This is a genomic window from Nordella sp. HKS 07, assembly GCF_011046735.1.
Taxonomy (GTDB): Bacteria; Pseudomonadota; Alphaproteobacteria; order Rhizobiales; family Aestuariivirgaceae; genus Taklimakanibacter.
On record NZ_CP049258.1, the window covers coordinates 299,941 to 322,828 of the forward strand.

21 protein-coding genes and 2 pseudogenes are annotated in these 22,888 nt (G+C 62.9%); 11 read left to right on the top strand and 12 right to left on the bottom strand.

All coding sequences use genetic code 11. The features are described 5' to 3' along the window. Positions 1–14 precede the first annotated feature (14 nt). The 5 genes and pseudogenes from G5V57_RS01430 to G5V57_RS35040 form a co-directional block, all read left to right on the top strand. A complete protein-coding gene (locus tag G5V57_RS01430) occupies positions 15–1,193 on the top strand; it encodes a CDP-alcohol phosphatidyltransferase family protein (protein ID WP_165165861.1) in 1,179 nt (392 codons plus the stop codon). Then, positions 1,193–2,146, top strand: a complete 954-nt coding sequence (locus G5V57_RS01435; protein ID WP_165165862.1) for a diacylglycerol kinase family protein — start codon at positions 1,193–1,195, stop codon at positions 2,144–2,146. Before G5V57_RS01430 ends, G5V57_RS01435 begins: the two co-directional genes overlap by 1 nt. Positions 2,147–2,223: 77 nt before the next feature. Next, complete coding sequence (locus tag G5V57_RS01440) at positions 2,224–3,024, top strand: hypothetical protein (protein ID WP_165165863.1); 801 nt, start codon at positions 2,224–2,226, stop codon at positions 3,022–3,024. An 806-nt stretch (positions 3,025–3,830) separates the two neighbouring features. Then, a pseudogene (locus tag G5V57_RS35035) lies at positions 3,831–4,277 on the top strand (GGDEF domain-containing protein); the annotation flags it as partial. Positions 4,278–4,418: 141 nt separating this feature from the next. Continuing rightward, positions 4,419–5,141: pseudogene (locus G5V57_RS35040) on the top strand (EAL domain-containing protein); the annotation flags it as partial. An 88-nt stretch (positions 5,142–5,229) separates the two neighbouring features. Here G5V57_RS35040 and G5V57_RS01450 read toward each other — a convergent pair. From G5V57_RS01450 to G5V57_RS01470, 5 genes are all read right to left on the bottom strand, one after another. Continuing rightward, a complete protein-coding gene (locus G5V57_RS01450) occupies positions 5,230–6,432 on the bottom strand; it encodes an aminotransferase class I/II-fold pyridoxal phosphate-dependent enzyme (RefSeq protein ID WP_165165865.1) in 1,203 nt (400 codons plus the stop codon). 4 nt (positions 6,433–6,436) lie between these two features. Continuing rightward, positions 6,437–6,685 carry an acyl carrier protein gene (locus tag G5V57_RS01455; RefSeq protein ID WP_165165866.1) on the bottom strand — a complete coding sequence of 83 codons (249 nt, stop codon included), beginning with the start codon at positions 6,683–6,685 and terminating at the stop codon, positions 6,437–6,439. After that, positions 6,682–7,653 (bottom strand): NAD(P)-dependent oxidoreductase, encoded by a 972-nt coding sequence (locus tag G5V57_RS01460; protein WP_165165867.1) that lies wholly within the window; start codon positions 7,651–7,653, stop codon positions 6,682–6,684. The genes G5V57_RS01455 and G5V57_RS01460 overlap by 4 nt, the downstream gene beginning before the upstream one ends. Positions 7,654–7,673: 20 nt before the next feature. Then, positions 7,674–9,521, bottom strand: coding sequence for a fatty acyl-AMP ligase (locus G5V57_RS01465; RefSeq protein WP_246737483.1), 1,848 nt, complete (start codon positions 9,519–9,521; stop codon positions 7,674–7,676). A 122-nt stretch (positions 9,522–9,643) separates the two neighbouring features. After that, positions 9,644–10,198 (bottom strand): hypothetical protein, encoded by a 555-nt coding sequence (locus G5V57_RS01470; RefSeq protein WP_165165868.1) that lies wholly within the window; start codon positions 10,196–10,198, stop codon positions 9,644–9,646. Between the two features lie 103 nt (positions 10,199–10,301). Here G5V57_RS01470 and G5V57_RS01475 point away from each other — a divergent pair, with 103 nt between their 5' ends. Next, a complete protein-coding gene (locus G5V57_RS01475) occupies positions 10,302–10,790 on the top strand; it encodes a YbaK/EbsC family protein (protein ID WP_165165869.1) in 489 nt (162 codons plus the stop codon). Here the strand turns inward: G5V57_RS01475 and G5V57_RS01480 are convergent. From G5V57_RS01480 to G5V57_RS01510, 7 genes are all read right to left on the bottom strand, one after another. Beyond that, on the bottom strand, positions 10,784–11,497 hold the full coding sequence (locus G5V57_RS01480) for a hypothetical protein (protein WP_165165870.1): 714 nt from the start codon (positions 11,495–11,497) through the stop codon (positions 10,784–10,786). The two genes, G5V57_RS01475 and G5V57_RS01480, sit on opposite strands and share 7 nt — an antisense overlap. Before the next feature lie 87 nt (positions 11,498–11,584). After that, the gene (locus G5V57_RS01485) at positions 11,585–12,634 is read right to left on the bottom strand and encodes an AbrB family transcriptional regulator (RefSeq protein ID WP_371744851.1); all 1,050 of its coding nucleotides are present in this window, start codon (positions 12,632–12,634) and stop codon (positions 11,585–11,587) included. Beyond that, the gene (locus G5V57_RS01490; protein WP_165165872.1) at positions 12,616–14,058 is read right to left on the bottom strand and encodes an FGGY-family carbohydrate kinase; all 1,443 of its coding nucleotides are present in this window, start codon (positions 14,056–14,058) and stop codon (positions 12,616–12,618) included. The genes G5V57_RS01485 and G5V57_RS01490 overlap by 19 nt, the downstream gene beginning before the upstream one ends. Next, positions 14,055–14,849, bottom strand: coding sequence for a DeoR/GlpR family DNA-binding transcription regulator (locus G5V57_RS01495; RefSeq protein WP_165165873.1), 795 nt, complete (start codon positions 14,847–14,849; stop codon positions 14,055–14,057). Before G5V57_RS01495 ends, G5V57_RS01490 begins: the two co-directional genes overlap by 4 nt. Then, the gene (locus tag G5V57_RS01500; protein ID WP_206530169.1) at positions 14,842–15,600 is read right to left on the bottom strand and encodes an HAD-IIB family hydrolase; all 759 of its coding nucleotides are present in this window, start codon (positions 15,598–15,600) and stop codon (positions 14,842–14,844) included. Before G5V57_RS01500 ends, G5V57_RS01495 begins: the two co-directional genes overlap by 8 nt. 50 nt (positions 15,601–15,650) lie before the next feature. After that, entirely contained in the window at positions 15,651–16,949 is a 1,299-nt protein-coding gene (locus G5V57_RS01505) for an iron-containing alcohol dehydrogenase (RefSeq protein ID WP_165165875.1), read from the bottom strand. Position 16,950: 1 nt separating this feature from the next. After that, positions 16,951–17,625, bottom strand: a complete 675-nt coding sequence (locus G5V57_RS01510; protein WP_165165876.1) for a hypothetical protein — start codon at positions 17,623–17,625, stop codon at positions 16,951–16,953. A gap of 464 nt (positions 17,626–18,089) precedes the next feature. Between G5V57_RS01510 and G5V57_RS01515 the strand changes: the two genes are divergently transcribed. From G5V57_RS01515 to fabG, 5 genes are all read left to right on the top strand, one after another. Then, on the top strand, positions 18,090–19,253 hold the full coding sequence (locus tag G5V57_RS01515) for a PotD/PotF family extracellular solute-binding protein (protein ID WP_165165877.1): 1,164 nt from the start codon (positions 18,090–18,092) through the stop codon (positions 19,251–19,253). A gap of 80 nt (positions 19,254–19,333) precedes the next feature. Next, positions 19,334–20,401, top strand: a complete 1,068-nt coding sequence (locus G5V57_RS01520) for an ABC transporter ATP-binding protein (protein ID WP_165165878.1) — start codon at positions 19,334–19,336, stop codon at positions 20,399–20,401. After that, entirely contained in the window at positions 20,401–21,267 is an 867-nt protein-coding gene (locus G5V57_RS01525; protein WP_165165879.1) for an ABC transporter permease, read from the top strand. The genes G5V57_RS01520 and G5V57_RS01525 overlap by 1 nt, the downstream gene beginning before the upstream one ends. A 3-nt stretch (positions 21,268–21,270) precedes the next feature. Next, positions 21,271–22,062, top strand: a complete 792-nt coding sequence (locus G5V57_RS01530) for an ABC transporter permease (RefSeq protein WP_165165880.1) — start codon at positions 21,271–21,273, stop codon at positions 22,060–22,062. A 24-nt stretch (positions 22,063–22,086) separates the two neighbouring features. Next, a complete protein-coding gene (gene fabG / locus G5V57_RS01535) occupies positions 22,087–22,866 on the top strand; it encodes a 3-oxoacyl-ACP reductase FabG (RefSeq protein WP_165165881.1) in 780 nt (259 codons plus the stop codon). The last annotated feature ends 22 nt before the right edge of the window (positions 22,867–22,888 follow it).

The following is a 22,888-nucleotide window of genomic DNA, read 5'->3' on the forward strand; positions in this document are numbered from 1 at the left end:
TGGAACACGTGACAATGAACGCCGCTCCAGACCGACCGGCATCAGGGCAGGCTGCAAGCCCGGTGCTTTGCTTCGTGGGCTCGAGCGATATCCGCCTATGGTCCTTGACGCCGGTCGAGCGCCTTCGCCGCCAGTTCGCCCGTGAGGGCGTGCGGCAGGAGATTTCCTTCGCCCAAGCCGGACGGCACAACGGACCGGTGATCTACATCCGCGCCGACGCGGTGCTGGACCAGCCTCTGATCCCTATCCTCGTCACAAGGCCCAATGTGCTGATCATCGGCAGCACCGGCCAAGCCTCAACGGCGCTGGCGGTCCAGGCTCCAGGCCATCATGGCCATGCGATCGCCGAGATATTGCTGGAGGGTATCGAGCCGGCGTCCGGTCTGCAGCTCCTCGCGCGCACGCCCGACCAGCTCGATGCCAAATTCTGGAAGGCCCTGCGCAAGCGTGAGACGCCCTATGCCTTCCGCCTGACGGCCGACAACCAGCCGGATGTCGAATGGCGGATGTTCATGGGCACTTACAAGGGCGCCACCGATCTGGTGACCAAGCATGTCTGGCCGCGGCCCGCTTTCGCGGTCACGCGGTGGCTGGCGCCGCGCGGCATCACGCCCAACATGGTGACGCTGGTGGGCGCGGTCATGGTCTTCCTGGCTTTCTGGTTGTTCATGCAGGGCCAGTATGCCTTGGGCCTTGCAGCGGCTTGGCTCATGACCTTCCTCGACACGGTCGACGGCAAGCTCGCCCGCACGACGCTGACCTCGAGCAAATGGGGCGACGTTTTCGATCACGGCCTCGACCTCATCCACCCACCCTTCTGGTATGTCGCCTGGGGCATAGGGCTCGCTCATTCCGGCCATCCCCTCGATGCAACGACACTCTGGACCGTCATCGCGGCTATTCTCGGCGGCTATGTCTTGCAGCGGATCATGGAAGGCATATCCATCAAGTGGCTTGGACTCGAGATCCATATCTGGCGCAAGATCGACACGGTGTTTCGCCAGATCACCGCACGCCGCAATCCCAATCTCGTGATCCTGACGGCCTTCACTCTGGGGGGCCGCCCCGACTGGGGGCTCATCGCGGTTGCGTGGTGGACGGTGATCTGTCTCGTGCTGCACGGGCTGCAACTCGCGCAGGGCCTGGCCGCTAGGCGCGCCGGACCGCTCGAATCCTGGATGGCGAAGAGCTGATGATCCGCGGTCTCATCGTCAACCCGCTATCCGGCAAGGCGAGCGGCAAGGGCCTGAAGCTGGCCTCGCTGCTCAAGGCGCATCCGCATGTCATGGTCCGGGTGCTCGAGAATTTCGCCCAGCTCAACCCCTTCGTTGCGGAAATGGCCGAAGCCGGTGTGACCGATCTTTTCATCAGCTCGGGTGACGGCACCGTGCAGGCGATCCAGACCGAGATCGCCGAACGTCACGCGCCGAAGTTCTTTCCGCGCTTGTCGCTTCTGCCGCACGGCACCACCAATATGACGGCGGCCGATCTGGGTTTCCGCAACCGAAGCGTAGAGGTCCAGGCGGATTTCATCGCCAACCGGGAGTCGCGCGCGATCGTCGCGCGCCCGACATTGCGCGCCGCCAACCCCAGGGATGGCCGGGTCCGCCACGGCATGTTCCTGGGAACCGGCGCCGTGTGGCAGGCCACCGTCTTCTGCCAGGAGGTCGTCCATGGCACCGGCTTGAAGGGTGATTTCGCCACCTTTGCAACCTTGGCAGCGGCAGTCGGCAAGGCGCTGTTCATCCGCGCCGATCCCCATGATCACAAGCGGATTGATCGGCCTTATCCCATCGGGCTTGCCCGCGACGGCGCCGCGGTCCTGGACGGACAGCATCTCCTCCTTCTCGCGACCACACTCGACAAGCTCATTCTCGGCACCAGGCCCTTCTGGGGCGGCAAGAGCGGCCCGATCCGGGTCTCGACCATCCCCTATCCGATCCCCAGCATCGTGCGCTGGCTGCTGCCCTTGATGTATGGCGGCGAAGACCGCGGCGTGCCCGAAGGCGCCCGTAGCTATGCCGGTCAGGTTTTCGAGATTGCCTCGAAGACACCCTTTGTCATCGACGGTGAATTCTTCGAAGGGCCGGTCGAGGGGCCGCTCAGGCTCGAAACCGGTCCAGAATTCACCTATGTTTGCGGATGATGGCCACTCCGCCCGCCGACCTCTCGAGCCTCATCGCCAGGACGCTTGATCGTCCGCTTTCCCCGGATGTCCGGGCAATGGCCGACCACGTGCTCAGCCGGCATGCGAAGGCCGCCGCCATCCTCGCTTACGGTTCCTGCCTGCGCGGGGTCGGCACCGATGAATCGCTGATTGATCTCTATGTTCTCCTGGAGCGCGACGAGGATGTGAGCACGAATGTGCTGAGCCGTCTGGGCGCCCGCCTCATGCCGCCGAATGTCTATTATGCCGAGACGCTCCATGAGGGCCGAACCTTGCGTTGCAAATATGCCGTTGTGACTCTGTCGGTCTTCGCCGCGCGCATGCGCCCGGAGACGACGAATCCCTACTTCTGGGCACGCTTTGCGCAACCCTCCGCACTTCTGCACGCCTCGACCGACGTGAACCGCGCGCATGTCATAGCGGCGGTGACCCAGGCGGTCATCACCATGTATCGCGCCGCCATCGCCACAGCGCCTCGCGACAGCACACCGGCGGATACTTGGCGTAGCGGCTTCGAGGAGACCTATCTGACCGAACTGCGTCCCGAATCCGGGGGTCGCGCCGGCGAGCTCGTCGCCGCGAATGCCTCTTTCTATGACGCGGTGGCGCAGATGATCGGCCACCCGGATGTCCCGCCGGTGTCATGGTCGAAACGGCGCTGGGAAGGCAAGGCGCTCTCCGTCGCAAGACTGCTGAAGGCCGCTTTTACGTTCGAGGGTGGCGCATCCTACGCGGCATGGAAGATCGAGCGGCACAGCGGAAAGAAAATCGTGCTTTCGCCGTGGCAGCGGCGCCACCCCGTTCTCGCCGGTTTCCTGCTGCTGCCGAGATTGTTGTGGCGAGGCGCCATTAAGTGAAACGATGGCATGCGCTCACCTCGCCCGAAGGATTAACGGATTATTTGCCACACTGATACTGCATAGCGTGTGTTAGCCTCTCCTTTCGGGCGACTCGGCATAAGTAATCATCAAGAATAAGCGTCCGGTGGATAATGAAGCAGTCGATCGTCAGGCGGGCGATCTCGGTCGCACATCGCAGCGTCATGATCGCGCTCTTCGGCGCATTCCTGCTCACGGTCGCTGGAATGTTCGAACGGTCGATATTCGAGAATTGGTCGCACCGGATCGACACCCGGCTGCAGCGTGCCGGCCTGGTCGCCAATCAGATTGCGCTCTTCGATGAGCGCCTCGCCATGTTCGCCCATATGGCCGTGTCCAGCAGCGATTGGCGCTGGATTACCCGCTACGACAACACTGTCCCCCTGCTGGACCGTTCGATTGCCGACGCAATCGCCATGGCGCCGGAAGACGCCGCCCGGCGCTTCACGGCCTATGGCAAGAAGTCGCATGAGACGACGTTCAATATGGAGCGCCAGGCGCTGAACCTCATACGGAATGGGCAGAAGGCCGAGGCCGAGGCGATTCTGGATTCACGCACTTATGCAATGGAGAAGGCGCGCCTCACCAGCGAGACCAATCGCCTCGTCGAAGCCACCCGCGACCAGTTGCGCTCGGACTTCGGGTCGGTTTCGAGATTCTCGGAGCTGTCGAAATTCTGCCTCGTGCTGATCGGCCTTGGAATATTGTGGTGGGCGCTCTATCGCAATCTCCGCCGCTCGGAAGATGTCTTCACCGAGGCCGAAGCCAATATCCGCTACCTCGCCATGCATGACGAACTGACCGGCCTCGCCAACCGGCGCGCCCTCAGTGACCATCTCAGCGACAGGCTGCACGGCATGATCACCGGCGGCAGGAAGCTTGCCTTGATCTCGCTCGATATGGTCGGCTTCAAGAAGGTGAACAGCCTCTATGGTCATGTCGCCGGTGATACGATCCTTGCCGCCCTGGCCAAGCGGCTTCTGTCCAACCAGACCGGCTCCGCCAATACGTTCCGCGTCGGCGGCGACGAATTCGTGATCCTCACCGAGTTCACCGACGAACAGGATCTCGACGCGCAATGCGACAGGCTCATAAGGCTTTTGGAAAAGCCGATCGCGGCGGCTTCCGGGACCATATCGCTCAATGCCAGGCTCGGCGTCGCCAAGGCGCCCCAGGATGCGACCGATCCGTCATCGCTCTATCGAAAGGCCGACATCGCGCTCCAGCACGCCCGCAGCGAGCAGTCCGGCATGGTCGTCCATTACCACGTGTCGATGGAGGATCGGATCAGATCGCGCGCGCGGATCGAAACCGAGTTGCCGGCGGCGATCGACCGCAACCTGATCTTGCCCTACTTCCAACCCGTGGTGGAGCTAGCAACTGGCCGACTGGTTGGCTTTGAAGCGCTGGCCCGTTGGGAGCACCCCGACGAAGGCCTGATGAGTCCCGACTGCTTCATCTCCGTCGCCGAGGAAGCCGGTCTCATTGACGAACTGTTTCTATCCATATTGCGGCAGGCTTGCGCCAATGCGCGGCTATGGCCGTCGCATCTTTCAGTGTCGGTGAACATGTCGCCGACGCAGCTCGCCAATCCGAACATATCCGCGCGGATAAGGGGCATCGTGATGGAAGCGGGCATCGCGCCCAACAGGCTCGAGATCGAGATCACCGAAGATGCCCTCGCCGCCAACTTCGACTCGGTGCGCCAGCCGCTGGCAGATATGCGAGCCCTCGGCGTCTCCATCGCCCTTGACGACTTCGGCACCGGCTATTCGAGCATGCAGCATCTTTCCGAATTGCTGATCAACAAGATCAAGATCGACAAATCTTTCATCCGCCCCACGCCCGATCCGCGGCAGAATGCCAATATCGTGCGTTCCATGCTGGGCCTCGCCCAAAGCCTCGGCCTGGCGACCACCGCCGAAGGGATCGAGCGCCGGGCACAGGCGATCGAGCTTCAGGAACTGGGCTGCCTCTATGGGCAGGGCTATCTGTACAGCAAACCGGTGAACCAGCTCGCTTGCCTGGCCCTGATTGAGAAATGGGACTCGGCGGCAGCCCGCGCATCGGCGCGCATGCGCGAGGTCAGTGCATAAGCATCGGGCCGAAAAGTGCGGCGCGGTTTTCGGAGAACCCGATGCGCAAATCAAAGAGACGGGGGCACCGAGCCGATCCCGTGGCGGTCTAAACCGCCTTCTTGTAGAGCCCTTGCGCGACGACTTCGCCGAACAGGGCGATGATCCGGTCGATTTCCTCGAATGTATGCGCCGCCGATACCGAGCAGCGCAGCAGGCACTGTTTCCCGGGCGTGCCGGGTGGCAGGGCGATATTCACATATACACCGGCAGTGAGAAGTGCATTCCACATTGAGATGGTGGACACTTCGTCGGGACAATGGACCGCCACGATCGGGCTTACGCTGTCGCAACCGAGCGCCAGCCCCAATGACTTGAAGCCGTTGAACAGTCGGGCGGAATTGACGGACAGACGCTCACGCCGCTCTGGCTCGGCCCTGAGCTTGCGGATCGCGGCCAGCGCGGTTGCCACCGTGGCGGGCGACGGCGAGGCGGTGAACATATAGGGCCGCGACGCATATCGCAGCATGTTGAACAGGGGATGGTTACCGGCACCGAAGCCGCCGATGGCGCCGATGCTCTTCGAAAAGGTGCCGACGACGAAATCGACATCGTCCTCAAGTCCGGCTTCGTCCGCCAGTCCTCTGCCGTTCTTGCCGAGGACGCCGAAGGAGTGAGCCTCGTCGACGAGGAGTTGGAAGCCGTGCTTCTTCTTCACCTCGACGAACTCCGCCAGCGGCGCGCGGTCGCCCAGCATCGAATAGATGCCTTCGAGCACCACGAGACGGCCGCCTTCGTCTTCCGAACGCGCCAGACGCTTGTCGAGATCGCCAGCATCATTATGGCGGAAGCGCACCAGCTTGGCGCCCGACAGTGTGCAGCCGTCATAGATCGAAGAATGCGAGTCGGCGTCGAGATAGATCGTGTCCTTGGGTCCCGCGAGGCCCGCCAGCATGCCGAGATTGGCCTGGTAGCCGGTCGTGAACATGATGCAGTGCTTGCGGTTGAGGAAGCCCGCGAGTTCCTTCTCGAGATCGCGATGCATGGAATATGAGCCATTGGCGATGCGCGAACCCGTCGTGCCCGTGCCATAGAGAGCCATCGCCTCCTGCCCGGCGGCGATGCAGTCGGGATCGAAGGTGATGCCCATGTAGTTGTTGGTGCCCGCCAGCACGGTCTCGCGGCCATCGATGATGGCACGTGTCGGCGAAAGGATACGGTCATTGGTCAGGCTGACCGCGTTGACGCCGAGCGAGAGCATGCGTTCGTGACGTTCGGCGATCGCGCGATGTTTGTCGAATAGATCGGTCATCTGTTCACACCTTTGCCAGCCGGGCATCGACGACCTTTACAAGGTCGCCAAGCGAGCGTGTTTCGGAAAGGACATTGAGAGGAATGTCGATGTTGAAGCGGTCCTCTACTTCCATGACGAAATCCATGACCGTTACGGAATCGATATTGAGATCGGCTGAGATATCCGTGTCGGGCTTCAGGGCGATCTTGGCCGTGTTGAACGGTTCAAGCAGCTGACACAGTGTATTGAATGTGTCCTCGCTCACGCTCATTTTCTGCTCTCTCCATAAAACTTAGGCGATTGCCTTCTATCGACCGCGCTCCTGGCCGGCAACCATCCTTGTTCGCGATACCAGGCGATCGTAAGGCGGAAACCCTCGGCGAACTGCCTGGCATTCACCACCCCGTCGCCGCGCGCGACCCAATCGCTGTGATACAGCTCCCTCACCTTCCCGGGCGTCAGCGGAACCCGCAATTTGAGCGCCGATCCCAGCATCCCCACCGGATAGGACAGGCCATGCAGCAGCCATTGCGGCGGGAAGATCGCCCGCGCCTCACGGCCTTCCGTTTCGGCCGCACTCTTCAAGAGGTCCGGCCAGCCATAGCCGCCGGGCCTTCCGTCATCGATCTCGTGCAGGCCTGCCATATCGTCTGCCAGGCGTGCGATCAGGTAGTTTGCCAGATCCTCGACATAAATGAGCGAGATGCGCGCCTCACGGTTGGCCGGAATGACGGCAAGACGCCGGGTGAGCTGCGCCATCAGCGGCAAGGTGGCGCGGTCGCCCGGCCCATAGACCGCAGGCGGCCTGACGATGAGGAGGTTTAGCGGTGCGAGAGCGAGAAGCTTTTCCTCGGCCTCAAGCTTGCTTGCCCCGTAGTCGGAGAGTTGAGGCTCCCGAGCGGCAAGACTTGAAACATGAATGAAGCGCTCGACGCCGGCAGACATCGCGGCGCGGGCAAGCTTCTCCGTTCCTTGCGCATTGATGGCGAAAAAGCTGGCGCGATCAGGCGCGGCGATCGCGCCGGCCAGATGAATGACGGCCCCTGCTCCCGCAACCAGCCGCGCGAGTGCCGCTTCGTCGTCGAGGGTGCCGATGATTGTTTCCGCCCGGCCGAAGCCGCAGTCGCGCGGCCCTTCGCGCACGAGCAGCTTCAGGGAGAATCCTGCCTCATCGAGCGCCGCGACGAGGTGCCTGCCGACAAAACCGGTGCTTCCTGTAAGTGCAATCGGGCCTCGCATCGGCCTCAGCCAATCGCGGATTATTGGGCAGCTTCGAGCCGCGTCTCGTCAAGGGGACGTGGCAGCCGCGCCAACGGCGAAATCTCGGCGATGTCGCCCGCCAGATAGCCGTCTTTCGCGCCGGCGCGGGACAGCTTGCCGGACGAGGTAAAGGGCAGGCTCTTCGGCGCGACGAGTACGACAGCACACTCGACACCGGCCGTCTGATGGACGGCGGCGGCGATATTCCGGCGCAATTCTTCCATTTCCGGGCCATCCGCCAGGCGGCAATGCACGAGAACGACGACATCGTCCTCGCCATCCTCGCCCTCGACTGCGAAGGCCGCGGCGTCGCCGCTGCGCAGGGGCTCGATCCGCTCGGCCGCCCATTCGATGTCCTGCGGCCAGATATTGCGGCCATTATGGAGGATCAGGTCCTTGGCGCGGCCAGTAATGACGATTTCGCCATCGAGCCAGTAGCCCATGTCGCCGGTGTCCATATAGCCATCGGCGGTCATGATCGCCTGGGTGGCTTCGATATTCTCGAAATAACCGGCCATCAGGCTCGGGCCTTTGAACAGGATATGGCCGATCTCGCGGTCGCCCAGATCCTGGCCGGCATCGTCACGGATGACGATGTCATGGCCGGTGATCGGCTTGCCGCACACGACGAAGCTGCGCACCCGCTCAGGGCTCTGCTTGAGCTGCTCACTTGCCGGGACCGCGCGCTGCGCCAACTTGTAATGCAGGCGGTCGACGGTATCGACCTTCACCGGCTTGCTGAGGTCGGCGAAAGTGATGGCAAGTGTCGATTCGGCCATGCCGTAGCTAGGCGTGAAAGCCTTGGCGTCGAAGCCCGCGACCGCGAGCTTCTCGGCGAAATTGTTCAGGATATCGGCCCGCACCATGTCGCCGCCGATACCGGCGACGCGCCACGACGTCAGATCGAGCGTCACCGCCTCGCCGTTGATCCGGCGCGCCGCGAGATCGAAGCCGAAAGATGGCGAGTAGGAGATGGTGCTGCGATTCTCCGACATCAGCTTGAGCCACAGCGCCGGGCGACGGGCAAATGACGGGGTCGACAGGAAATCGACCGTCACCTGGCCCATCATCGGCGACAGGCAGAAGCCGACGAGCCCCATGTCGTGATAGAGCGGCAGCCAGGAGAAGGCGCGATCCTCGTTGGTGATGCGCAGCCCGTCGCGCAGAATGCCGCGCGTATTGGCGACGATCGCCTTCTGGGTGATGAGCACGCCCTTGGGGCTCGAGGTCGAGCCGGAGGAATACTGGATATAGGCCACATCGTCGACATCGAACGGCTTGAGCTTGTCGATGCTCTCGGGCAGCGCCGCCAGTTCCTCGAACGTCTTGACGATGGCCGTGTCGGCGAGTTTCGCCGCTTCACCGATATGCGAAATGAGATCGCCCGGCAGGATGACCGCGCCGGCGCGCGCCGTCTTCAGCATGCCGGCGATGCGTGAAACATAAGCTTCCTTGCCACCGATATACATCGAATAGGGCATGGGGCACGGCACCAGGCCGGCATATTGGCAGCCGAAGAAGACCGCCATGAAATCGGGATTTGTTTCGGCAACAACCGCCACGCGATCACCGCGCTTCAGGCCAGTCGAGAGAAGCTTGCGCGCCGTGCTCAGCGCCCTGAGCCGCAACTCACGGTAGGTGAGCACATGCTCTAGCTGGCCGCGCGACGAATAGAAATTGAAGCCCGTCACACCCCGCGCGGCATAGTCGAGACCCGCGCTCAGTGTTGCAAAACCACCAAGCACTTTCGCCAGCACCGGGTTATGATGGGGCGTGGGCGTTAGCGCGAACTCCGCCGCGCTCTGCCTCAAACCGCCTTTGATCACCGTGCCGTGCAATTGATCCAACCTTCTTCGAATTTACTGATTGCATCCTGCAACCGGGCAGGACTCGCTGAAATCCCCTGCCCTTAGCTATCAGCGAGAGGGGGAAGCTTAAAATCAAAAGGTATTTCAGATTATTAACGAGGCTATCCGATAAGCCGGGAAATCAGTATTCCGGCGACAAAAAGCGCCAATGCCCCGACGGAGAAGCCGGAAACCCAGGCGAGGATGAGAGCGCCTGTGGAATAGCCTGTGATCGCGGCTTTAGAATCTGCCGCTAGGGTAGAGACTGCGGTCATTTCACGCTCACGCGCGACAAGTCGATGGGCAATGTGCTGGGTGACGCGCTCGACCATCTCGGCCCGATCGGCGGTCTCGAAAAGCGTCTGGCGTCCCGCCGGACTATCCTGGACCAACCGATAGGTGCGGGGATCCGGCGCCATCACCACCGAGGTGATGAGATCCACCCACAGACGCGGCGGATCGCCAGGCACAAGAGCCAGATCGATGAAGGAGGTGGCGGCACTGCCGCCGGCGACAATCGGCACGAGGTCGTCTTTCAGGACCTGCAACCTTAAGGTTTGGGCATCCCTGATTTCCAGAACGGCCTCGAAATGGGCGGCTTCCGCAAGACGGGCCTGGCGCAGCGCCCCGTTCAGACCCTGCTCTCCTGGCAATCTTGTCGACCGGGGGGAAACCACTAAAATACTCCTGAACTATGAATCGGTTGTGCCAAAATAGTCCGAGAAAAGAGTCGTTCCTTCAGCTATCTCCATATCTTGCAACTCCCGCACCAGCAAGGCCATGACCGATTTGGACAATCCACTGCCTTCCAGCGCCCGGCGCGTCGCCGATGCGGCCCGCCTCCTGGGCCTTTCCCCGCACATCGTCACCATGGCGAACAGCACGCGAACAGCCGAGGAGGCAGCCGCATCCTGTGGTTGTACGGTCGCCCAGATCGTCAAGTCCCTGGTGTTTCGCGGCGCCCAGTCGGGCACCCCTTATTTGCTGCTGGTTTCGGGCAAGAACCGGGTCGATGAACGCAAGGCCGCGGATGTGATCGGCGAACGCCTGGCACGCCCCGATGCCGCCTATGTGCGCGGCACGACCGGTTATGCGATCGGCGGCATCCCGCCTTTCGGCCATGACGTGCCGCTCAAGACCTACATGGATGCCGATCTGCTCGCTTTCGCGAGCGTATGGACGGCGGCTGGCACACCGCACTGCGTGATGCGCCTTTCCCCTGAGGAGCTGCGCGCCAAGACCGGCGCCGAGACGATCAACGTCTATTGAGTCTTGGCCGGCTGCGCCGTCCCGCCGCAGACCGTCGGCAGTGGCGCGTTGCCGAACCATAATTCGAAAGTATTGGGACGGACCTTCTTGGCGCCGTCCCAGATGGTGGTCAGGTTGATGACCTTGAGCTCGAGGCCGAGCGCGCCGAACATATTGGCGATGCCCTGGCCGCGCTCCACGTCGCTGTCCTTCAGCACCCGCAATTCATGCTGCTTACCGTCCCAATTCACCTGGGCGATCAGCGGCACCGAGATCTGCGAGCGGTCGGCGTCCTTCAGAGACAGGAGCATGGTGGCGATGCAGGCGCGCTGCTGGTCGTTCATGGCGTGGACGAAAAGCCGGCTCGGCAGGCGTTCGAGCGCCTTTCGGAAGGTCTCGGCGACCGCCGGATTCTCGTCCGACGCCTTCATCAGAGCAGCCTCCATCAAGGGCAGCATCTGCTTGTCGGCGGACGAATTGGCGTAATCGAGCTGGGCCGCTACGAATTCCACCGGTACCTTGTCGTTCTTGAGCAAATATTCGAGCATGGCGATACCGAACTTGCGCTTCTCGGCATTCTCGTCGCTGACGAGATCGATCATCGTCTTGAGGTCGGCAAGATTCTGCTGCCAGCGCGTGTAATAGAGGCCGGTGCCCGCCACGGTGAGCGGGATCATGACCGTCGCCAGGAGCTGGACCATAATCTCGCGCATGGGCCGTATCGACATACTTCAACTCCATCGATTTCCGCCTTGCACCATCCCAATGAGGCGGAACGGTGGCCGTATACAGCGCGAGTCGATTCGCCGGAATCGCTATTCGCCGGACGGCGGCGGCAGTCTTGGGCGCAGCATATAGGCGGCCAGGGGCGGGATGGCGAGGCTCATGACAAAATAGCGCACCAATTGATGGGCGCCGACATAGGCCGGATCGAGATTGAGGGCGAGCGCGATGATCGCCATCGCATCGAGCCCACCCGGTGAAAAGGCGAGAAGCGTCAAGGTGAAGGGCAGATGGGCCAGGAGGCTGGCGAGCACGGCGCCCAGGATCGAGATCGCCAGCGCGATGGCGAAGCCCGCCAGACCGTCGGCCAGGCCGTAAAACAATTCGCCCGGACTGAAATCCTGGAATCGGCTGGCCATCGATGTGCCGAGGATCACATTGGCGAGGATCAAGGCGGGTGACGGCAGGACGCCATGGGCGATGTCTCCGAGAAAGAAGCCGGCGCTCACCAGGATGGGACCGATGAACAGCCCGGCGGGAAATCTGAGACGTTCGAGAAGCAGCGCCGCCGCGGCGCTCGCCACGAATACGAGGACGATCTCCCACCAGATGATTGCTGTGCTTGTCATTCGGGGCGCCGTCCCGGGCGACAGGCTGGTGACGACGAGCGGCAGGGCCGCGACAAGGAAGAACAGCCTGATGCTCTGGGCGATGATGACCCGGCGCATGTCGGCCTTGGCCTCGTCGGCCATGACGACGACCATGGCGAGGGCACCCGGCACGCTCGAGAACAGCGCATCGGGCACCGGCCAGCCGCGCACCCGCCGGTAGAAGACATAGCAGGCGGCCGTCACCGCCACGACCGTCAGCAACAGCATCGCCAGGCTCAAGGGCCAGCGCGCCGCTGTCGCCAGCGTCTCCGGTGTGACGCTGCTGCCAATCTGCACGCCGAGGATGATGAAGGCGATGACGCGCAGATAATGCGGCACCGAGAGCTTGACGCCGGACAGCACCGCGACGATCGCGACGATCATGCTGCCCGCGAGCCACGGGGCCGGCAGATGCAGATAGGCGAAGAGGGCGCCGCCCAAGGCACCCAAGGCAAACGTGAAAAGGATACGGATCAGAACAAAGGCCTCAATGACTCGAAGAGCTGACGATAGCGCCGATACGCATTGTCATAGGCTTCCCGATGCCGAACAAGCGGCAAAGTCACATCCGCGACAGGATTGAGGTCGCTTACCGTCCGGCCGACATCCTCAAGCTGCCCGGCCGCCTTTCCGGCGAGCACCGCCGCGGCGATGGCGGACGTGTCGGTATGAAGCGGCGTTTCCGCCGGGAGCCCGATGAGATCGGCGCGGATCTGCCGCCATAAAACGCTGCGTGCGCCGCCGCCGGCGATGCGCAAAGCCTGCGTTTCGACACCGAGCGCATGTACGCGTTCGAAGACGTCGCGCATGGCGAAGGCGAGCCCCTCGAGGAGTGCCCGCGCCAGATGCGGCGTCCCATGCGCGGGGGTGAGACCATAGAAGGCGCCGCGCGCCGAAGCGATCCATTCGGGCGCCATGGCCCCCGATAGCGCAGGCAGGAAGGTCACGCCCTCGGCGCCGGGCGGGACCTGCCCCGCCAGCGCCGTCAGCTCGTCGAAGCTCGCAAGCCTGAACGTGTCGCGAAACCAGACCAAGGCGCCGCCCGAGAGCCAGCCCGGATTCTCGATGAAATAATGACCGTCGAGAAAGGCATGCGTTTCAACCAGCCGGCCGGGATCGATGACGGACACGGGATGCAGCGCGCCCGTCACCTCCGCGGTGCCCAGCACATTGATGAAGCGGCCGGGTGTCACGAGCCCTGCTCCCAGTGCCGAGGAGAAATCATCCCCCGTGCCGGTCGCGACCGGGATTCCTTTGGGAAGGCCGGTCAACGCCGCTCCCTCCCCCGACAAATGACCGGCTCTGTCGGCCATATCCAGCACCGCCGGCAGTTCATCGGCGCCGATTCCGAATGCCGTGAGCAAGCCCTCGTCGTACGAGCGCTCCTTGAGCCCGTAGACCATGCTGGTCGAGGCGGTGGCATGATCGATGGCATGAGAGCCGGTCACACGCGAGACCAGATAGGATACCGGCACATGAAATTTCACCGCCTGGGTGACGGCGGGCGCATGCCGCTTGAGCCATCTGATCTTGGCGGCGAGGTGGGTCGCATCGAGCACCACGCCGCAGCGCCGATGCACCTCGTCGGCGTCGATGCCATCGGTCTGCGCGCGCCGGTCCATCCAGATCAGGCAGGAATGCAGGGGCTTGCCATGCCGGTCGATGGCGACGCAGCCATCGAGCTGGCCGCCGAATCCGAGCGCCGTCACCTCGTCGGCCTTGCGCCCGGCTTTCGCGAGCGCGCCGTCAATAGCCGGACCCAGCGCCTCTTCCCACTGACGCGGATCCTGCTCCGCCCAGCCGGCTTGCGGAAAATAGGGGGCGTAGGGGATGGCATGCTGGCCGATGATCTTCATGTCCGGCGACAGCACGACCGCCTTCAGACTTTGCGTGCCGATGTCGATGCCGACGATCATGCGGCGATGCCGGTCTTCCCCTGTTCCGCGATGCGCAGATCGACTTGCGCCTCGGCGAGCGCCTCGACCAGCGCCTCATCGGGCCGCGCGTCAGTAACGAGGCCGTCGATGGCGCCGAGCGCGCAGATCGTCGCGAACTGCGTGATGCCGGCCTTGGTCTGGTCCGCCAGGAGATATACGCGTTCCGCCCGCGCGATGATCTTGCGCTTGACGGCCGCACCCGCCGCATCCGCATCGCTGATCTCGTTCGCCGTGAAGCCGCCGGCGCCGATGAAGGCGATATTGGCGTGATAGCGGTCGAGGAAGTCAAGCGTTTCAGGACCGAACACGCCCTCCTCGGTGAGCCGCAGATCGCCTGGGCAGAGCAGCACCGACGCGGTGTCGGAGTGGCCCAGTATGCGCGCCACACCGATCGAGTTGGTGATCGCCTTGAACTCGATCGGTAGCTGCGCCAGGACCCTGGCCAGATGCGATGTCGTCGAGCCCGCATCGATGATGAGGACGTCGCCGGATTTGACCAGTTGCGCGGCATTCTGGGCGATGCGTTCGCGCTCGGCGACATAGGTCTGGGCGCGCGCCGCGATGCCGGGCTCATCGGTAAGCGCGCGCATCGCTGCGCCGCCGTAGGTGCGCGCCAGGAGGCCGCGCTCGGCCAAGGCGTCGAGATCGCGCCGGATCGTTTCGGTGGTGACGTCGAATTCCTCGGCGAGATCGGAGATGCGCACCGCCACCGTCGTGTTGAGGCGTGTGACGATCCGGTCCTGTCTCTCGCGCTTCGACAGCTTATCCATGACGGGCCTCCAGCAGAGCCTTGGCGAGTTCGGCGAAGCCCTCCCCGCCTTCGGCCTCGGTCACATAGCGCGGCAAATGCGCCATGATCTCCTTGTAGGGCTTGATATTGGCGACGCCCACCGAATTCGGGAAGAAGGCGAACATCGGCGCATCATTGGGGGAGTCGCCCGCATAGACAATATGCCGGCGCTCGCTTTCTGTATCGATTCCGAAACGCTCCTGGAGCAGGCGCTTGCTCATGGTCAGCTTGTCATGGCGGCCGAACCACGCATTGACATGGATGGAGCTCACCTTGGCCACCGCCCCTTCGCCTTCAAATGCCTGCCTGATGCGCTCGGCCGTGGCGAGCGGCAAGGCCGGAACATCCTCGCAGAAGTCGATGGCAATATCGATTTCGCGATAGGCCTGGTCGGACGCGATGGCGGTGCCGGGGAAATCCGCGAGGATGCGGGCGCCGATCTTGCCGAGCTTCTCGCTGTTGGCCCGCCGCTCCTCGGCCGGCTGGCCATAGACGCGTAACATTTTGCGGGCCTTGTCGTCGTAGCGGAAATAGAAGGCGCCGTTCTCCCCGACGATGCCATCCACCGGCCACATGCGGGCAATGTGATCGCACCATCCCGCCGGCCGGCCGGTGATGGGGATCACGACGAGCCCGGCGGCGCGCAGATCCTCCAGCGCCTGGTAGGCGATCGCCGGCAAGCGGCCATGCAGGGTCAGCGTGTCGTCGATATCGGTGAGGACCGCTTTCACCGCCCTAAGCTCACTTGAGGGGCAGGAAGCGAGCGGCGCAAGCGAGGTCGTCAATCGATCAGCCTTTCCGGTTCCAGCAGGCCTGAATCGGCCGCGAGGTCGAGGAAGGTATAGCGATTCCGGATTTCCCGTGCATGCAGGATCGCGTTCTTGAAGAACGCCCGGGGAAGTCCGATCGCCGGGTAGCGCCGTGGCGCCTCGACCTGGGCCAGCGCCTTGTCGATGACGGCCGCGGGCCGGCGCACCAGCTCGATCTCGCTCTTGAGGCCCGGCCAGATCGCCTGCAGCCTCTCATTGAGGCCTGCCAGCTTGGCGCCGTCGGCGAGCTTGGGCTGGATGTCCTGCCAGCAGGCGGCGCCGACCTCGTCGCCGAAATGCGACTTGAGCGCCGCCGCGCTGAGCTTGCTCGCCTCGAGATGAGGCGCCCGGTCGCGCGCCAGGAGCTGGTCCTGGAGCTTTGCCATCACGATGGTGGTGACGGCGATCTGCTCGCCATGCAGCGCCGGCTCCCAACCCTGCGGCGGCATCATCTCGACATGGTGGCTGATCAGATGCTCGCCCTGGCTCGCTGGATAGGAGCCGCCGCAGATCGTCATGCCGAAGCCGGACAGAAGCAGTATCTGGATCAGGCAGCTGAGCGCCGCGCGATCGCCCTTCAGCAACGCGCCCGGATCGGTGACGAGCTGGTTCTCGAGGTCGGCGATAAAGGCGAAGGGTACGGTGCGATAGGTCTGGCCCAGAAGGCGGCTCGACATCAGCCAGTCCGCCTGCGCCGTCGATCGGCAGATCGCATCGCCGAAACCCGCCTGAATGAGGCGCTTCGGCGCCTTGGCGAGCACATCGAGATCGACGAAGACGCCATCGGGCGAGATCGCGGCGAGCGACTTCTTGTGTCCGCGCACGGTGATGGCCGCATTGACCGATGTATAGCCGTTCATCGACGGCGCCGTGGCGAAGACCGCGCAGCGCTTGCCTTGCCGGGCGGCGGAATATTTGGCGAGATCGCAGATGCTGCCCGAGCCCACCGCGATATAGGCCCCTGCCCGCTCGCCCTCGCGCATCACGCGCGCCGCGGTTTCGTCATCGGGATGTGGCCGCTTGCCGAGTCTGATCGGGATGATTTCGCCGAGGGAGGCGAGCGCCGTCTCGACCCGCTGTCCCAGGGCTGCATATGTGTCGTCGTCGGACAGGATCGCGAAAGGCTTCGGGAGATCGAGCGCCTTGACGAGTTCCGCCTCGCGTCCGGCCAGCGTTGCTTCGATCACCAGCGCCTTCATCGGCACGCGGAGGGTTTCGCCCGTATCGGGATCGCGATAGGCGCCGGCCAGCAGCTTCCTCAGATTGTCCATTTCATGCACCGGCCGCGCGCAGCACCGCCTTGCACTGATCGCGCACGCCCTTGATGCCCTGCGCGAATACCTCCTCGAATACCGCCGATCCGATCGTGAATGCGTTGGCGCCCGCCGCCGCGACCGCCTTGATGCGGGCGGGCGAGTCGATGCTGCCCGCGACGATCAGATAGCCGTCGTCGCCGACGCCCCGCCGCGCCGCGCGAATGAGGTCCAGCGGGTCGGCGTCGGTCGCGCGATAGGCCAGAAGGTCGACCCCCGGGCAGCCGGAGGCGACGGCGTTGCGGCAGTCCGTCTCGACATCGGCTGCCGTGCCGCCGAGCTTTGTCGGATGACCGGTGGGCTTGCCGGGAAAGGGATAATAGGACGGGCCGCCGGTCTTGAAAGTGTCCATGGCGAGCTTGATGTCCTGCCCCCCAAGCACCCTGTCGACACCAAGCTCCGCCGCGGTCGTGATCGACTGGCGGATGCTCTCCGGCGTCTGGCTGACGACTTCGACATAGGCGATGCAGCCATCGGCTTTGATGCGCCGGGTCAGTTCCTTGAGGGTGGCCTTGTCGACGCCGACATCCTTGAAGCCCACATGCTTGAGGCCGATGCCGGAGAGGGTATCGTAGACGTCAAGACAGTTCTGGACCGTTTTGTCGTGATGCGTCAGCATGAAGATGAAATCCATGTCGCCACTCTATATGTTGTACCCACAACAAATATGTTGCATATCTAACATGGATGGCGCAAGCTATTTCCGTAGGGAGATGGCATGAGTTGGAAGAAATCTTTCCGGCCGGTCTATGCTGTAGGAACGTCTGAACGGGCGGCGATCGACCTTGCCTGGCTTCAACTTGTCCCTCAATTAACGCCAGCAGCGAACGAGATCGCCGTCACCGAAAACAGGCCGCGTCTGATCTGGGCATCAGCCACACCCCGTGTGCCGGAATTTTTACCGGCCATACCGCGTCTTCCACAGTGCGCGGTCTGGCCTATGAAAGCTACAATGAGCCCTGTCGGGAAAGGAGGGTGTCAAATCGGGACGCTCGAAAGTCAAGCGATTGCCAGGGACCTGTCCTAGGCTGTCGAATGGGAAACGCCAGAACCAAGCCCACGATAAGTGATGGGTAAAACAACAACGGAGGAAGTCGTATGCTGAAGACACCCCTGTCGCGCCGGAATTTCATGCAACGCTCGACCGCATTCGCGGCAGCGATGGCAGCCGGCGCAAAATTCACCACCACCGCGGCTCATGCCGCGCGTGAGAAAGAACTGAACATCCTGTGTTGGGAAGGCTACAACTCGGCCCAGGTACTCGACCCCTTCCGCCAGTCGAAGGGCGCCACCGTCAAGGCGGAATCCCTCACCAACGATCCGACCATGGTCAACCGGCTGCGCGCCGGTGAAACGAAGATCTGGGACCTGATCAACGTCAACAATCCCTGGGCGCGCAAGATCATGGCGCCGGAAGGCCTGATCAAGCCGCTCGATCGCACCGCCTTCGAACCCTATTTCGACAAGATGATGCCGGCCTTCAAGGCCCCCTATAAATGGGCGATGGACGAGAAGGGCGAGCAGCTCATCGGCATGGCGCAACGCTTCGGACCCTATTGCTTCGTCGTCAACACCGACAAGGTGAGCCGCAAGACCGCCGAGGATCAGGGCTGGAATCTCTGGAACGACCCGGCCAACGAGAAGAAATACGGCGTTCTCGAATCCGACGACTGGAATGTCTTCAATCTCTGCTGCATCGCCGGCTTCGATCCCTTCAAGGTACATACCGACGACGAGGTCGCCAAGTTCACCGAAACGGCGAAGCGCGTCTTCAAGGGCGCCAAGGTCGTCGGTGACATCGCCACCATGAACCAGTCACTGGTGTCGGGAGAGATCGACTTCCATATGACCGGCGGCACCTATTCGGCCTCGCCGGCGCGCGCCGACGGTGCTGCGAATATCCGCGGCATCACGCCGAATTCCGGCCCCATGGAAGGCGGCAAGGGCGGCATCGTCTGGATCGAGATCACCTCGCCGGTGAACAATCCGGAGCTGTCGCCGCTCGCCACCGAGTTCCTGCACTATGTGCAGGATCCGAAAGTCGCCCATACCGTCGCCTTCGCCGAAGGCACCTTCAATCCCGTCGCCCAGATGGGCAACAAGGCGTGCTTCGAACTCTTCAGCAAGGAGGAGCTCGACGCCATCCAGTGGGATTCGCTCGAGGAGGAAGTGGCGCGCTCGGTCGAGTACGACATCGTCCCCGACTACGACAAGCTGCTCGACATCATGACGGCGGCGAAGAAGGAAGCGTCCGCCGGCTGAACCGGATCGTCACGCCCAGCAAGGCCCCTCCCGCTCGAGCCGGAGGGGCCAAATCTTCTTAAGATGCTCCCAAGGATTGCATGTCAAAGCGCCCGCCCATCTTGCAGCTTAGGTCCCTCACCAAGTCCTTCGGCACCTTCAACGCCGTGGACGGCATAGATCTCGACTTTGCCGAGGGCGAGTTCTTCACCATTGTCGGCCCCTCGGGCTCGGGCAAGACGACCCTCATCCGCATGCTCGCCGGCATGGAGCAGGCGACCGGCGGCGACATCATCCTGGCCGGCACGCGCATCAACGACCTGCCCGCCAACAAGCGCCCCACCTGCATGGTGTTCCAGTCGCTCGCTCTCTTTCCGCACCGTTCCGTCGGCGAGAACATCGAGTTTCCGCTCAAGATCAAAGGCGTCGATCCGGCCAGCCGCAAAACGCGCGCGCTGGCATTGCTCGATCAGCTGCGCCTGCCGCAGAATTATTACGACAAGTCCGTACTGCGCTGCTCTGGCGGCGAACGCCAGCGCGTGGCGCTCGCCCGGGCACTCGCCTTCGATCCTAAGATCCTGTTCTTCGACGAGCCCTTGTCGGCGATCGACTACAAGCTGCGCAAGACGCTGGAGAAGGAACTCAAGGACATCCACCGCGAGACCGGCAAGACCTTCGTCTACATCACCCATTCCCTCGAAGAGGCGATGGTGATGTCGGATCGCATCGGCGTCATGCGTTCAGGCAAGCTGGTGCAGGTCGGCACTCCGAACGAAATCTATTCCGCGCCCAAGGACAAGTTCGTCTCCGAATTCATGGGCGACGTCAATGTCATCCCGGTGAACATGAATGGCAGCCGGACGATCACCGCCGACACGTTCGACAAGACCTTCAATGTCGCCGCCATCCCGCCGTCCTTCAGCAAGGGCCATCTCGTCATAAGGCCGGAATTCGTCCGCTTCGTCGACCAGGCGAAGGACGCCGAGAATGTGCTGGAAGGCAAGCTCTATAACGAATATGCGCTGGGCTCGCGCATCCAGTACCAGGTGCGCGTCGGCGACAATGTCTTCATCGTCGAGAAGCTGCGCCAGCAATCCTCCAGTCTCCAGCGCGACCAGACCGTGCTTATCGGCTGGGACGCGAAGGATTCCATCCTGGTGACAGGCTGATGGCGGCCCTTCACGAGAACGGCAAAATCCTCTCGCAGGGCGCGTGCAATGCGCTGCCGGTGATGATTTTCATGGCCCTGGGCTTCGCCGCCCCCCTCCTCGCGGTGATCGCCTACAGCTTCATGCCGCCGCGTTCCTTCGGCCTCACCCACACGCCGACCCTCGCCAACTATGCCGATATTTTCACCAGCAACAGCTATATCTCCTTCGGCTGGTCGATGCTCTTTGCCGCCCTCACCGTGTGTATTCTGGCGGTGATCTGCTACCCGATCGCCTACGGCCTGGCGTGTCTCTTCGGCCGTTGGTCGCCGATCCTGACGCTGCTTTTCACCATTCCGCTCTTCGTGTCGGAGAATGTCCGCCTCTATGGCTGGATCCTCTTCTTCATCAAGAACGGGGTGCTCCTGGGCACGCTCAAATCCTGGTTCGGCATCGAGCCGGAAAGCATTCTGTTTACGCCGGGCGTGGTGCTGCTCGGCATGGTCTATGTCTATCTCCCCTTCATGCTGTTCCCGATGACGCTCGGCGTCTCGATGGTGCCGAACGAGACCCGCGAGGCCGCACGCGATCTTGGCGCCTCCCGCTTCCAGGTCTTCCGCGAGGTCGATCTGCCTTTGTCGATGCCCGGCATCATGATCGGCCTCCTTCTCACTTTCGTGCTCGCCGTCGGCGCCATCGCCGAGGCGAAGGTGCTGGGCGGCCAGACCATCATACCGATCACCCATGATATCGAGATCGCCTTCACCTATGCGCAGAACTGGCCCCTGGGCGCCGCATTGGCCGTGCTCCTGATGCTCGTCGTCGGCACGCTGGTGATGCTGGTGCTCAAGCGGTTCGATCTCGACGCCATTCTGGGGCGGAGGTGAGCCATGACTGATCGTGGCCGCCGCGCATTGATCTGGACCTGGACGCTCGCCGTCCTGGTCTTTCTCTATCTGCCGGCGCTGTGCATCCTGCTCGCTTCGCTGACCTCGAGCCGCTACTTTCTGTTCCCCATCCAGAAATGGGGACTCGACTGGTGGCGCAAGACCTTCGAGTCGCTCGAAATCCGCCAGCTCTTCGCCAATTCGATCACCATCGCCTTCTGCGTCATGGTGATCGCCGTGGTCATCGCCTTCTTCGGGGCACTGGCCTTCGCCCGCTACAATTGGAAAGGCCGCACCACCTTCCAGAAGATCGTGCTGCTGCCGATCTTCTTCCCGCAATCCGTGCTGGGCCTCGCCCTGCTCCTCTGGTTCAACGCCCTCGGCATCCAGACCTCCTGGATGACCGCCATCTTCGCCCATCTCGTATGGATCATCCCGGTGGTGACGCTGGTCATCTCCATCCAGGTCTATAGCTTCGACCCGGCGCTCGAGGAGGCGGCATTCGATCTCGGCGCCTCGCGCTTCCAGGTTTTCCGCGAAGTGACGCTGCCCGTCCTCCTGCCGGGCATCGTCTCCGGCGCCTTCTTCGCCTTCCTTCTGTCCTGGGGCAACTTCCCTCTGTCGCTCTTCACGACCGGCGCCGACGTGACCATCCCCAAATATCTCTACGCCAAGATGGTCGCGGGCTACACGCCGGGTGTTCCGGTCCTCGGCACCGTATCGACCTTCGGCGCGGCCCTTCTTCTGCTGGGCGGCTACTGGCTGGTCACCCTGCACCGGCGCGCACAATCATGAAAAAACGAGAGAGGAAATGCATTCATGTTTTCGTCATTGAAGGACAGATCGGTTCTGGTCACCGGCGGCAGCAAGGGCATCGGGAAGGGCATTGCGCGTGTCTTCGCCAAGGCCGGCTGCAAGGTGCTGATCACCGCACGCAATGAGGATGTGGCCAAGGCCGCCGCTGCCGAACTGAGCGCAGGCGGAGGTACCGTCGCCGCCTTCGCCGCTGACGTCACCGACTACAAAAGCATGCAGAAGGCGGCCGACTTCGCGGTCAAGACGCATGGCGGACTCGACGTGCTCTGCGCCAATGCCGGCATCTTCCCGCAGGTGAAGATCGAGGACATGTCGGACGAGACCTGGGACGTGACCGTCGACACTAATCTCAAGGGCACGTTTCTGTCGGTGAAAGCCTGCCTGCCGGCGCTGAAGAGAAGCGGCGAGGGCCGCATCATCATCACCTCGTCCATTACCGGTCCGGTGACCGGCTTCCCCGGCTGGACGCATTACGGCGCCACCAAGGCCGGCCAGCTCGGCTTCATGCGCACCGCCTGCATGGAGCTCGCCAAGTTCGGCATCACCGTGAATGCCGTCATGCCGGGCAATATCGCCACCGAAGGCCTGGCCGGTCTTGGCCCCGATTACGAGAAGACCATGGCCGCCTCGATCCCGCTGAAGCGCCTCGGCAAGGTCGAGGATATCGGCTATGCGGCGCTCTACTTCGCGACCAAGGAAGCGGGCTATGTGACCGGCCAGACGATCATCGTCGATGGCGGCCAGATCGTGCCCGAGTCGATCGAGGCCATCAATCAGGCTTGATCCTACGGAGGGTGATGTTCTC

Excerpts from the sequence above, each read along its gene's own strand:
- G5V57_RS01440 (WP_165165863.1), top strand. The coding sequence starts at position 2,224 with ATGGCCGACCACGTGCTCAGCCGGCATGCGAAGGCCGCCGCCATCCTC.
- G5V57_RS01480 (WP_165165870.1), bottom strand. The coding sequence starts at position 11,497 with ATGTCGATACGGCCCATGCGCGAGATTATGGTCCAGCTCCTGGCGACG.
- G5V57_RS01505 (WP_165165875.1), bottom strand. The coding sequence starts at position 16,949 with ATGGACAATCTGAGGAAGCTGCTGGCCGGCGCCTATCGCGATCCCGAT.
- G5V57_RS01525 (WP_165165879.1), top strand. The coding sequence starts at position 20,401 with ATGGCGGCCCTTCACGAGAACGGCAAAATCCTCTCGCAGGGCGCGTGC.
- G5V57_RS01430 (WP_165165861.1), top strand. The coding sequence starts at position 15 with ATGAACGCCGCTCCAGACCGACCGGCATCAGGGCAGGCTGCAAGCCCG.
- G5V57_RS01495 (WP_165165873.1), bottom strand. The coding sequence starts at position 14,849 with ATGGATAAGCTGTCGAAGCGCGAGAGACAGGACCGGATCGTCACACGC.
- G5V57_RS01520 (WP_165165878.1), top strand. The coding sequence starts at position 19,334 with ATGTCAAAGCGCCCGCCCATCTTGCAGCTTAGGTCCCTCACCAAGTCC.
- G5V57_RS01435 (WP_165165862.1), top strand. The coding sequence starts at position 1,193 with ATGATCCGCGGTCTCATCGTCAACCCGCTATCCGGCAAGGCGAGCGGC.
- G5V57_RS01530 (WP_165165880.1), top strand. The coding sequence starts at position 21,271 with ATGACTGATCGTGGCCGCCGCGCATTGATCTGGACCTGGACGCTCGCC.
- G5V57_RS01460 (WP_165165867.1), bottom strand. The coding sequence starts at position 7,653 with ATGCGAGGCCCGATTGCACTTACAGGAAGCACCGGTTTTGTCGGCAGG.
- G5V57_RS01490 (WP_165165872.1), bottom strand. The coding sequence starts at position 14,058 with ATGATCGTCGGCATCGACATCGGCACGCAAAGTCTGAAGGCGGTCGTG.
- G5V57_RS01515 (WP_165165877.1), top strand. The coding sequence starts at position 18,090 with ATGCTGAAGACACCCCTGTCGCGCCGGAATTTCATGCAACGCTCGACC.
- G5V57_RS01510 (WP_165165876.1), bottom strand. The coding sequence starts at position 17,625 with ATGGATTTCATCTTCATGCTGACGCATCACGACAAAACGGTCCAGAAC.
- G5V57_RS01475 (WP_165165869.1), top strand. The coding sequence starts at position 10,302 with ATGACCGATTTGGACAATCCACTGCCTTCCAGCGCCCGGCGCGTCGCC.
- G5V57_RS01455 (WP_165165866.1), bottom strand. The coding sequence starts at position 6,685 with ATGAGCGTGAGCGAGGACACATTCAATACACTGTGTCAGCTGCTTGAA.
- fabG (WP_165165881.1), top strand. The coding sequence starts at position 22,087 with ATGTTTTCGTCATTGAAGGACAGATCGGTTCTGGTCACCGGCGGCAGC.
- G5V57_RS01450 (WP_165165865.1), bottom strand. The coding sequence starts at position 6,432 with ATGACCGATCTATTCGACAAACATCGCGCGATCGCCGAACGTCACGAA.